The organism is Bordetella muralis, from assembly GCF_965139205.1.
Lineage (GTDB): Bacteria > Pseudomonadota > Gammaproteobacteria > Burkholderiales > Burkholderiaceae_B > Bordetella_A > Bordetella_A muralis.
Genome location: NZ_CBCSIU010000001.1, coordinates 743,846 through 754,787 on the forward strand (window position 1 = coordinate 743,846; position 10,942 = coordinate 754,787).

Annotated in this window: 9 protein-coding genes; 5 read left to right on the forward strand and 4 right to left on the reverse strand. The window is 57.2% G+C overall.

The features are described 5' to 3' along the window. Positions 1 to 40: 40 nt before the first annotated feature. Together ACNA0I_RS03415 and ACNA0I_RS03420 are read right to left on the reverse strand one after the other, a co-directional pair. Complete coding sequence (locus ACNA0I_RS03415) at positions 41 to 1,774, reverse strand: hydantoinase B/oxoprolinase family protein (protein WP_415804641.1); 1,734 nt, start codon at positions 1,772 to 1,774, stop codon at positions 41 to 43. Then, positions 1,771 to 3,894 (reverse strand): hydantoinase/oxoprolinase family protein, encoded by a 2,124-nt coding sequence (locus ACNA0I_RS03420; RefSeq protein WP_415804642.1) that lies wholly within the window; start codon positions 3,892 to 3,894, stop codon positions 1,771 to 1,773. The genes ACNA0I_RS03415 and ACNA0I_RS03420 overlap by 4 nt, the downstream gene beginning before the upstream one ends. A 277-nt stretch (positions 3,895 to 4,171) precedes the next feature. Between ACNA0I_RS03420 and ACNA0I_RS03425 the strand changes: the two genes are divergently transcribed. Next, positions 4,172 to 4,843, forward strand: a complete 672-nt coding sequence (locus tag ACNA0I_RS03425) for a TetR family transcriptional regulator (RefSeq protein WP_415804643.1) — start codon at positions 4,172 to 4,174, stop codon at positions 4,841 to 4,843. Positions 4,844 to 4,851: 8 nt separating this feature from the next. On the opposite strand, the gene ACNA0I_RS03430 is transcribed toward ACNA0I_RS03425, so the two are convergent. Continuing rightward, positions 4,852 to 5,772 (reverse strand): LysR substrate-binding domain-containing protein, encoded by a 921-nt coding sequence (locus tag ACNA0I_RS03430; RefSeq protein ID WP_415804644.1) that lies wholly within the window; start codon positions 5,770 to 5,772, stop codon positions 4,852 to 4,854. 178 nt (positions 5,773 to 5,950) lie between these two features. On the opposite strand from ACNA0I_RS03430, the gene ACNA0I_RS03435 reads away from it, so the two are divergent. The 3 genes from ACNA0I_RS03435 (at position 5,951) to ACNA0I_RS03445 (ending at position 9,147) form a co-directional block, all read left to right on the forward strand. After that, positions 5,951 to 6,838 (forward strand): HTD2 family dehydratase, encoded by an 888-nt coding sequence (locus tag ACNA0I_RS03435; RefSeq protein ID WP_415804645.1) that lies wholly within the window; start codon positions 5,951 to 5,953, stop codon positions 6,836 to 6,838. Next, entirely contained in the window at positions 6,835 to 8,082 is a 1,248-nt protein-coding gene (locus tag ACNA0I_RS03440) for a CaiB/BaiF CoA transferase family protein (RefSeq protein ID WP_415804646.1), read from the forward strand. Before ACNA0I_RS03435 ends, ACNA0I_RS03440 begins: the two co-directional genes overlap by 4 nt. An 84-nt stretch (positions 8,083 to 8,166) precedes the next feature. Next, the gene (locus ACNA0I_RS03445) at positions 8,167 to 9,147 is read left to right on the forward strand and encodes a Bug family tripartite tricarboxylate transporter substrate binding protein (RefSeq protein ID WP_415804647.1); all 981 of its coding nucleotides are present in this window, start codon (positions 8,167 to 8,169) and stop codon (positions 9,145 to 9,147) included. 48 nt (positions 9,148 to 9,195) lie between these two features. On the opposite strand, the gene ACNA0I_RS03450 is transcribed toward ACNA0I_RS03445, so the two are convergent. Continuing rightward, a complete protein-coding gene (locus ACNA0I_RS03450; RefSeq protein ID WP_415804648.1) occupies positions 9,196 to 10,323 on the reverse strand; it encodes a zinc-binding dehydrogenase in 1,128 nt (375 codons plus the stop codon). A 182-nt stretch (positions 10,324 to 10,505) separates the two neighbouring features. Here ACNA0I_RS03450 and ACNA0I_RS03455 point away from each other — a divergent pair, with 182 nt between their 5' ends. Beyond that, a complete protein-coding gene (locus ACNA0I_RS03455) occupies positions 10,506 to 10,856 on the forward strand; it encodes a hypothetical protein (RefSeq protein WP_415804649.1) in 351 nt (116 codons plus the stop codon). Positions 10,857 to 10,942 lie beyond the last annotated feature (86 nt).

The following is a 10,942-nucleotide window of genomic DNA, read 5'->3' on the forward strand; positions in this document are numbered from 1 at the left end:
TGACGTCAGACAGAGATTCGGGCTTTTCCTGAACGGCTCGCTATGCAGCCTGCGCCATGGCATTGCGGCGCAGCGCTTCGCTGGCCGTGTGATCCACTGCACCGGTATGAGGATCTACCACGACCTTGTAATGCTGAAGGACGTACTTTGCGGTCAGCTTGTGGTTCCACACGTCTTCACGGATGCGATCCCAGTCACGCTCCATAGGATCGCCAAAGCCCCCGCCTCCGGGTTGAATATGCGTCACCACATCATTGCGTGCAATCGTCATGCCGACTTTGCTGGGCAACTCCGTCAGTTCATCTCCATGCTGCAGCACATTGCGAGCAGGGCTTGCTGGCGTACCGCCCGCCAAGCCATAAGGCGAGAATTTCATGCGATCGGCACGAAGCTGCAACAGCGCATCTGGTGCCAGCACACGATAACTGCGGCGGATACCTAGCCCACCGCGATATTGGCCGGCGCCACAAGAGTCCTCCACCAGCTCGTAGGCTTCGACCCGCACGGGATGTTGAGCCTCCAAGGTTTCTACGGGAGTATTCGAAAGATTCTGTGAAGCATTGGTAATGGCTTCAATTCCGTCGCTGGCAGGACGGCCACCCCATGCACCGCAGATCATGTCGACAATAATGTACGGCTTGCCTTCGTCGCTTTTCCCAGAAAGACATACTACGGTGTTGCCGCCCTCGCCCGCGGCCGGGATCCGATGCGGTACGACCTGGGCGAGCGCACCGAGCATGGCGTCAAACACGCGATAACCTGTTAACGCGCGGGCCGCCACGGCGCTCGGAGGCAGCGGATTCAATACTGAGCCTTCGGGTACATGGACATCAATGCAGCGGAATACACCTGCGTTGTTTGGAACGTCTCCCAGCAGTGCACAGCGCACGCTCAAATAGGTGCATGACTTTGTATATGACAACGTGGAATTGATCGCTGCACGGACCTGCGGCGAAGATCCGGTGTAGTCCGCCGACACACGGTCTTCGTGTACTGTCAGTGCCACCTCGATACGAATAGGGTCTGGCGACAGGCCGTCGTCATCAATGTAGTCAACGAAATGGAATGTCCCTTTGGGCCACCTTCTGATTTCTTCACGCGTCAGGCGTTCCGCATAGTCCAACAGTTCGTTCAGGTAGGCGCGCGAATCGTCTCTGCCATAGCGATCAAATAGGGCCGTCAATTCTCGCACCCCGATTTGCGTGGCCGCGTATTGAGCCTTCAAGTCGCCGAGGACACGATCAGGGACACGAACGTTTTGCGCAATGATGCGTTCCAGCGTTTCATTGACCTTGCCGGCCTCGTAGAGCTTTAGCACCGGAATGCGCAGGCCCTCCTGATAGATCTCGGTCGAATCGCTGGCATTTGATCCGGGGACACGTCCGCCCACATCGGTGTGATGGCAGATGACAACGCAGTATCCTTCTATCTCGCCTCGGTAGAAGAAGGGAACGAACATGAAGATATCCGGGAGATGCATTCCTCCCTCATAGGGATCGTTCACGATCACGGCGTCTCCGGGCTGCAGTGTATTGCCATAACGCTGCTGCAGCGCCGCCATGGCCTCCGGAATAGCGCCTAGATGCAAAGCAATGGTTTTTGCCTGCGCGACCATGCGGCCATGGCGATCGCATATGGCCGCCGAGTAGTCCATCACGTCTTTGACGATTTCCGATCGCGCCGTGCGGATGACGGTGTATGCGATTTCGTCGACGATGGAATCCATCGCATTTTTGACAACGGCAAAGGTAACGGGATCGAATTGCGTACTCATGCTTGCTCCTGGGCGATATCGATGATGATGTTGCCGATCTTGTCTGCATGGGCCGAGGCGCCAGGCGGCACGACAATCGTAGTGTCATATGACTCGATGATGAGCGGGCCATGCCACGGTTCATCTTGAATGGCCGATCGAGGTACCAGACGCGTCTCGTACGGAGGCTGATCGCGCTCGAAACTAACCTGGCGTGTGCCCGATACGCCCTGCAGCGCGCTTGCGTCAACGCGAATATCATTGAATTTCAGTCGTTGATCACTACGGCCGTAGGCGCTTAGCCTGATATTCACAAGTTCCAGAGGTTCGTCATTGACGTAACCGAAGGTCTGCCGATATTGATCACCGAAATCTTCGATGAGATGAATAATGACTGCATCGTCAATTACCGAAGTCGCTGGCTGGCGTAATGCAATAGTCAGCTCGGAACTCTGGCCCAGATAACGTAGATCCAAACTGACTGCCATCTCAACGGCATCTTTGGAATAACCTTCCTGTGCCAGGACGGATAAACCTTGCATGCGCAGTTCAGCGATTGCAGCGTTGATCGTTTCCTTATCGCAGTTGGCAAGCGGACGCAGTACCGCTTTGACGAAGTTGTGCTCCGCATCTGCCCCCAGCATACCTGCCGAGCAGAATACGCCAGCCATCACAGGCGCAATCACCCGTTTGATGCCCAGCAATTTGGCAACATCGACGGCATGCAGTGGGCCGCCGCCACCAAATGCGATCATCGTCATATCGCGCGGATCGCGGCCGCGCTCGACAGTCACCGCACGCAGCGCACGCGCCATACTCACATTGGCTACATGACGGATACCGTGTGCGGCTGCCAGCATATCCAGCCCCAATGGCTCGCCGATATGCATCGCAATGGCATGCTGCGATTTCTCGGGATGGACCTTCAGACTGCCTCCGGCCAGCGCCGTGGGGTTCAGGAAACCTAATGCCATGTTCGCGTCCGTCACAGTAGGACGTTCGTTGCCACGGCCATAGCACGCCGGCCCAGGATTCGCGCCAGCAGATTCGGGCCCGACACACAACAGACCGCCAGCGTCGATACCGGCCAGGGAGCCGCCACCAGCTCCGACTTCCGCGATGTCAATAGCGGGGACCTTGAGTACATAGCCACCGCCCTTGACAAAGCGGCTCGGCGCGCTGATTCCGTCGCGGAATTCGTATTCGTTGGTTAATGAAGGTACACCGCCCATGATGATGGAGGCTTTCGCGGTAGTGCCGCCCATATCAAAAACGATGAGATCCTTGCCATCGCCTAGCGCGCCTATCTGGGCAGCGCCTGCCACGCCTCCCGCAGGCCCTGAAGCCACGGCGAAAACGGGCTTTTCACTGGCGCTATCGACGCCCATCATTCCCCCATTGGAGGCCATCACCTGCAATGACGCTTTGACTCCCATACGCCCAAGATCGTCTTTCAACCGGCGCAGATACGTGCGCATGGCCGGCAGAATGTAGGCATTTACCACGGTAGTGCTCGTGCGCTCGTACTCCTTGATTTCCGGTAGCACATCGCACGACGCCGTAACCAGCAGGTGAGGAAATTCACGCTCCAGCAATGCCTTGGCCTCAAGTTCGTGAGCCGGATTGATATAGCTGTTCAAGAAGCAGATCGCCAACGCCTCCACGCCTTCGTCGATCAGATCGCGGGCAACGGACAGGACCTCATCGGCATTCAGGGGAGCTACGACATTTCCGCGCGCATCCATTCTTTCATTGATGCCTCGACGGTAGCGACGGGCGGCTAATGGCTGCGGCTTTTGCCACCCAAGGTCGAACATCGTAGGCGTACGAATACGGCCGATTTCGAGCACGTCTCGGAATCCCGCGGTGGTCAGCACGCCGGTACGGGCGCCGACCTTTTGAAGAATTGTATTGGACGCAGTGGTGGTGCCATGGACGATCTCCGTGATGTCGCCCGGCTCGATACCTGACTGCTTAATCAATGCGCCCAGGCCGGTGACGATGGCTTCCCCGAGATCGTGGGGCGTTGTGGACGTCTTGTTCACAAAGAGCTGTCCATTCGGTAATGACAGGACGATGTCCGTAAAAGTCCCGCCGATATCGCACCCGACACGGGCGCCTGCACTGGTTCCTACTTGCATTGTGCAACTCCAAGGAAAAGGGGACGTAGCCGCTGCTGTGCCGGGCTGTATGGGCTTCAGGGCCGCGATCGAGCTCATTTACTAACTAACTAGTCAGTACAATAAGCGTGAAAAATGGGCGCGCCAATTCGGGTTTTCACGTAGCCTAACGTATTGCAGGGATTGAATTTTCAGCATCGTTTCGGATCAACCGATCCGGTGTAGACTAACCAACTAGTTAGCCGATGCATCACAACAACGACGCGCGGCAGAACCGCTAATGAGACAGACAGGACCCATGCCCACCACGAAACCCAGCGGAAAATCAAAGCCCCGTGACGCGACGGCCACGCGGGAAAAAATCCTCCAGATGGCCGCTCGTGAGTTTGCCTCTAAAGGCTATGACGGTGCACGCGTTGACAGCATCGTGGCACGCAGCAAAATCAGCAAGAACCTCGTCTACCATTACTTCGAAAGTAAAGAAGCGCTCTTTATCGAGGTCATGGAACGGGCATACTCCGCCATGAGAGAACGGCAGAATCAGTTCGGCCTGCTGGGCGAGAACCCTGTCGAAGACATGCGAACCTTGGTGATGCAGACGATTCGGCATTTCATTGAGCATCCAGAATTCATTCAACTGTTGAGTACGGAAAACCTGCACAAGGCCGAGCACATCCGGAAATCCAAAGTGATTCCGGCGATGTTCAATCCGCTCAAGAGCGCGCTGGCAGAGATTCTGGAACGAGGCAAGAAACAAGGCGTATTTCGTGCCGACGCGGATTGGGTCGACCTCTATGTATCGATATCAGGCCTGGGGTCCTATTCGATATCGAACCGGTATACCTTGTCGTTTGTGCTGGGCGTGGATCTCGGTGCACAAGAACGCGTGGAGGCTCGCCTGCAGCACGTGTGCGAGATGGTGATGAGCTATTTGCTGCAGCCGCGTCCGGAGCGCCAGCCGAACGCTTGAATAGCGGCTCAGCCGATCAGCGCCTCCTCTAACGCACCAGGCGTAAGGTCCGGCGCAAGCTTTCCCAGGAAGTCGTATAAATGACGCGGCCAATAGGCGCCGCGCCGGGCCAGGACGTGGACAATACTGATCGGAAATAGATGATCGACGGATTGAGCCTGCAGCCCTCTATCGGCAGACTGAGAAAACGCAATCACGGGAATGATGGCCAGTCCTACGCCGGACGCCGCGTAGTGCTTCATGATCTCGACGTCCGTGCCTTGTACTGCGATTTTGGGAGTCAACCCTGCGGCGTCGAACGCCTGGGTGATATGCCGGCCGATGGCGTGTTGTTCGCTGTACGTGATCAGCGGGTAACACGCGATGCTCTCCAGTGTCAGTGGCTTGTCCTTGAGAACAGGATGACCTCGTTTGCTGACCAGCACATGATTGAGTTCGTAGCACGGGATTGCCGCCAGAGACGGCGGCAGGACGGGTGGCACCGTGGACAAGCCAATGTCTACTTTGCCCGTGACGACGAGATCGGCGATCTCCAGAGGTGTCGCCTGAATCAGGCGCAACGCCACGCTGGGATTGCGCCTGCAAAATTCCGGCACGATGTCCTGCAGCGCATAGCGTGCATGAGTATGCGTCGTCGCGATAGCCAGACGCCCCTGGGCCTCGAGCTGCTGGTCTGCGACGATGTTGGAGATGTCTTCGGTCGCTGCCATCATCGTGCGCATGCATCGCAAGACCTGGTCCCCCACCTCGGTCAGCGCCAGAATACGACTCTTGGAACGAATCAACAGCGCGGTACCGAGTCGTTCCTCTAGCTGGGCGATCTGTTTGCTGACGGCCGACTGGCTGGTGTATAGCGCCAACGCGGTGCGTGAGACATTCATGTCGTTTTCCACGAGCGCGCAGAACGCGCGTATCTGTTGCAGGTTCACACTGTCTCCTTTCGTGGTTTCCGACGCCGGCTACTTTCGGCCACGCCAGGCCTGAGGCCATTGATTGACCGTAGAAGAATGTATTCCAATTTGGAATTGACATCCACAATCTATCACTTCTTGGAAATCCTGCGAGGAACTAGGATGAACGCATAGGCAACCATTCCAACGAAGAAACGTGACCTCTGAGACGACCCCTGAAGCGCTCCAAGCCCTGCAATCCTGGATAAATCGCAGCGAAGAAACCACCGATATCGTGACTCCGCAATTGACCGAACGGTTGTCGGCGACATTGGAGTCCACCCGCGACGTGAGGTGCGAACGCGGTGTCGAATTTCCGCAGATGTGGTATTCCGTGCTTTTTCCGCGAGTCGTACCGCGATCCAAAATCGGAAACGACGGCCATCCAGCCCTCGGGGATTTTCTGCCACCGGTACCGCTGCCCAAGCGGATGTTTGCGGGCAAGCGCATCCAGTTTGTTAATCCCATTCTGATCGGAGATGAATTGCGGCGGGTGTCGACCATTGCCTCGATCACGCCGAAGCAAGGCAGCACCGGGCAATTGGTCTTTGTCACGGTTCGGCACACGATCAGCAACGCTGCAGGTGTCTGCGTGATAGAGGAACAGGATGTTGTGTACCGTGAGAACACCAACAAGAAAGACCAAGGAGCAGCCAGAACGCCCGCTGCGGACACTTTCGAAGCACGCTACCGATCAGAGCCCATCGTCGCAGATACTGTGATGATTTTTCGCTATAGCGCTTTGTGTTTCAACGGCCATCGTATCCACTACGATTACCCCTATGCCACACAGGTGGAGGGTTATCCCGGTCTGGTCGTCAATGGCGGACTCTCAGCGCTATGTGCGACGGAACATCTGCACCAGGCCTGGAACGGTACGTCGTTTTCCCATATCACGACGCGCAACGTTGCGCCGCTGTTCGAGGGACAGACTTTTCATGTAGAAAGCCGCGCCGGCGAGCGTGATGGTGAAGTTGAGTTCCGCGTTGTGTCACAGGCCGGCGTCACGACGCTGCGCGGTTCGGCCACGGGAGTTGCGGCATGAGCCATATGAGATCCGCTCCAGATGTATCCGACGCGGCGAAAGCGCCTCTGGAAGGATTACGCATCATCGACCTGACTCAAGTCGTAGTGGGTCCTTATGCCACGCAGTTCCTGGCGGACTTTGGTGCAGAAGTCATCAAGATCGAGCATCCGACAGGCGATCTGGCTCGCTGGATAGGCGGCAGGTCCACGACGCCCGGCATGGCGGCGAAGTACCTGCATCTGAACCGCAACAAGAAAAGCATTGCGCTCGATCTAAAGAAACCCGGCGCCGCAGACGCGCTGAAGAAACTCATCGCCACAGCTGACGTCGTGATACACAACATGCGGCCCTCCGCGGCATCTCGCCTGGGACTGTCCGCACAGGATCTGCTGGAGCTCAAACCCGACCTGATTTACTGCAGCGTCGTGGGATTCGGACAGGGCGGGCGCTACAAGGACAAGCCAGCCTATGATTCGATCATCCAGGGCGCATCCGGACTGGCTGCGATCAACAATGGAGGAGGCGGCGAGCCGCGCTTTGTCCCCATGGTGATCGCCGATCGCACGGTGGGCATCATGGTCGCCAACACGATTCTGATGGCGGTGGTGCAGCGGCTGCGCCACGGCGGCCCGCAAATCATCGAAGTCCCCATGTTCGAAAGCATGACCGCATTCGTCCTGGCCGAGCATTTGTTTTTAAAGACCTTTGATCCACCATTGGGGGAAACAGGGGACTCGCGTCTGCTCAATCCCAACTCGCGCCCCATACGCACAGCAGATGGGTATATCTGTGTGACGGCCAATACAGACGAGCAGGTGTTCGCGATGTTTGATGCGATGGGCCGCTCTGATCTACGTACTGATCCACGCTTTGCGGAAAAACGCGCGCGTTTCGAGAACATTGGCGAGATGTTCCGTATCCGCAATGAGATCTTTGCGAGCCGCACCACCGTGCAATGGCTGGAAATATTGGAGGCTGCCGATGTCCCTGCAATGCCATTGCACACGCTGGACTCTGTGCTGGAGGACCCGCATCTCGCCGATACAGGACTATTCCAAGCGATCGACCATCCGACCGAGGGAAAGATCATCAATCTACGCAATCCCATCCAGTTTTCCAGCTACGAACCATCACTGAAATGGCCTGCTCCGCTGATCGGACAACACAGTGTAGAACTGCTGCGCAGCGTCGGAGTCAGCGACCGGGACATTGAAGCCATGCTGGAAAGCGGAGCGACCGTCAACCATTGTTCAGCAGCTTGAGAATCAACCGTCGCACAGCACCGCGCCATATGGCGCGTACTCATACAAAACAAACGACGCGCGACCCCTGAGGAGACGATAAAAATGTTCCATAAGCTCGTGTTTGCATCGCTGATGACGATTGCAGCGATTGGTTCCGCTCCATCGCAAGCTGCGCAAACATACCCCTCACGGCCGATCACGCTAGTCGTACCATTCACGCCGGGCGGCAGCACCGACATCATTGCACGTGTGATGGGTAAACAGCTGGGCGAGATCCTGGGCCAATCCATTGTGGTGGAAAATCGGCCCGGTGCTGGCGGCATTGTCGGCGTGCAATACGCGAAGTCACAGCCGGCTGACGGCTATACGCTGCTGATGGGGGCCATCGGGACATTCGGTGCCAACGCGACGTTGTACAAACGTCTTCCCTATGATCCGGTGGAAGACTTCACACCGATTTCTCTCGTTGCGGGAGTACCCAACGTCCTGGCGGTGAATCCGGCCAAGCTGGATGTGCACAACGTAGATGAATTGATTCGGGCCGTACGGGCCAAGCCCAATGGTTATGACTATGCATCGGGCGGAAGCGGCAGCGCCGCGCATCTGGCTACCGAATATTTTGCGCTACGGGCCGATGTGGAAATCCAGCACATCCCCTACAAAGGCACCGCACCGGCGTTAAACGACCTGGTTGGCGGAGTGACATCTCTCGTGCTGACAGGGTATCCACCGCTGGCCCCCTTCCTTTCTTCCGGACGCTTGCGTCCGATTGCCGTTGCCTCGGCAAAACGCTTGCCACAGCTGCCGGACGTCCCGACCATCAGCGAAACCAAAGGTCTGGAAGGATTCCAGGCGGATCAGTGGTATGGCATCCTGACGAAAGCAGGGACTCCAAAACCCATCGTCGACAAACTGAACGCGGCCATTGTCAAAGCGCTGTCGGATCCGGAAACGCTGAAACAATTCCACGCAGAAGGCCTGGAGCCCATGTCCAATAGTCCGGAGGCGTTTTCCGCGTTCATCAAGGAGCAAATCCAACTATGGGGATCGGTGGTCCGCAAGGCGGGCATCATCATCGACTGAATGCCGATCGAACGATGTCCGCGTCAACCTGCCGGTAGAAGACCCGAATCAACCCGGTGCGATGCGGACCAGTGTCTTTTCTCCCGTCGCCATACGCGAGTAGCTTGCGATGGCGTCTAGCGTCAACACCTCAGGCAGCGTGATTTCCCGCGTGTAATGGCTGGCGAATGTGCTGGTCAGTTCGTCGACGATGCGTTGCTTCAGTTGCTGGACGCGTTCGGCTCCTGCTCGTTGCAGGAAGGGGAAAAGCAGCCATCCGCCTACCGCCCATGCCGATCCGAAATTGCGCTCTATCTCGATGGGTGACCGGTTCAGGCTGCCGTAGACGTAGACCTGTTTATGAACGTCGGTGCCATATCGGTTGTAGGTGTGGCCCGGTCTCTGCAGCAATGCGGCTTCCATCGCAAAAAGGAGTCGCCCGGCAAGCTGGCCGCCACCAATCGCATCAAACGCGATGGTCGCTCCTGTGACCAAGCAAGCTTCGACAAGCTTGGCATTGAAGTCCTCGGCACTGCTGTCAACCACATGCTTGGCACCCTGTTTCGTCAGCAGTTCGGCCTGTTCTGGTCGACGCACAATGTTCACCAACGGAATGCCGTCCTTTAGACAAATGCGGTTAAGCATCTGTCCCAGGTTGGACGCGCCAACGGTGTGCACAAGTGCACGATGTCCTTCCATGCGCATGGTTTCCACCATGCCCAGCGCCGTCAAGGGATTCACGAAGCACGAGGCACCCTGAGTTGCCGTCGCGCCATCAGGCAAGACCAGGCATTGTTTGGCTGGCAGTGCACGATACTCGGCATACATTGCACCGCCTATCATGGCGACTTTTTTCCCCAGCAAGGCCTGGGCCGTGGGGGAGTCGCCTGCGGCGACCACCGTACCAGCCCCCTCGTTGCCTACGGGCATCGCCTGGCCGACCCTCCCTGATGCCGCCGCCATCGCGGCGGCCGACAACGGAGCTGTAATCACCGGGCGCTCGCCGGTGCCAGACTGACGGGCTTTGGCAATATCGGCGCCAGTGAACATCACCCCTATGTCCGAGGGATTCATGGGCGAAGCCTCCATGCGCACGATCACTTCATCGGCAGTTGCAGGCGTTGGTACCGGCACATCGGCCAGCGACAGCTCCAGTGTGGCGTCGGGTCGAACAAGCGATCGTAATTGCAGCGGCATAGGGCCTCCGGTGAGCCATTCAGGCAGGTCCCCGTAGTTTGACGTGAAGCGGGGCAATCTGTCGATAGCCATTTGTATAAGTTAAGGTATAAGGCCCGAATCGATCTGATCTCGTGCAGGGAAGCGTGTTCTTCAAAGGCTTATCTGTATTTCGTTGAAACCCACTGACAAGGAATCCAATCATGATGACCCGATTTGGCCGTGTGAGCGCTGCTGTCATAACAGCATTTGCACTGACTGTCCCGTTGCTCCAAGGCTGCGCCACCGGCAGCCAGAATGATCCCCGCGTCGTGGCCGCAGAGATGGATAAGCCTTTTAATAATTGGCTCGATACGCTCGTTACTCAGGTCAAGGCCGACCCAAAATACAAACGCCTACCGCTGGATACGGAGGCACAGCAAGAGGAATTCATGGTGTGGCTCCATAACGCCTACCATCATCGGGTCACGAAAGAGGAATTTGCGGCTTGGGTGAACAGCCAATATCCGAACCATCAATACGAGGTTTCCTTTATTGTCTCCAGGCTCCCGTAATCGGGAAAAAACCACAGCGCTGCTGCCGACCTGGATCGACGCGGTGCTGGGGCCGCTCGCTGGGGTACTCCCCGCGAGCGGAGCGG

Excerpts from the sequence above, each read along its gene's own strand:
- ACNA0I_RS03415 (WP_415804641.1), bottom strand. The coding sequence starts at position 1,774 with ATGAGTACGCAATTCGATCCCGTTACCTTTGCCGTTGTCAAAAATGCG.
- ACNA0I_RS03420 (WP_415804642.1), bottom strand. The coding sequence starts at position 3,894 with ATGCAAGTAGGAACCAGTGCAGGCGCCCGTGTCGGGTGCGATATCGGC.
- ACNA0I_RS03425 (WP_415804643.1), top strand. The coding sequence starts at position 4,172 with ATGCCCACCACGAAACCCAGCGGAAAATCAAAGCCCCGTGACGCGACG.
- ACNA0I_RS03440 (WP_415804646.1), top strand. The coding sequence starts at position 6,835 with ATGAGCCATATGAGATCCGCTCCAGATGTATCCGACGCGGCGAAAGCG.
- ACNA0I_RS03445 (WP_415804647.1), top strand. The coding sequence starts at position 8,167 with ATGTTCCATAAGCTCGTGTTTGCATCGCTGATGACGATTGCAGCGATT.
- ACNA0I_RS03450 (WP_415804648.1), bottom strand. The coding sequence starts at position 10,323 with ATGCCGCTGCAATTACGATCGCTTGTTCGACCCGACGCCACACTGGAG.
- ACNA0I_RS03455 (WP_415804649.1), top strand. The coding sequence starts at position 10,506 with ATGATGACCCGATTTGGCCGTGTGAGCGCTGCTGTCATAACAGCATTT.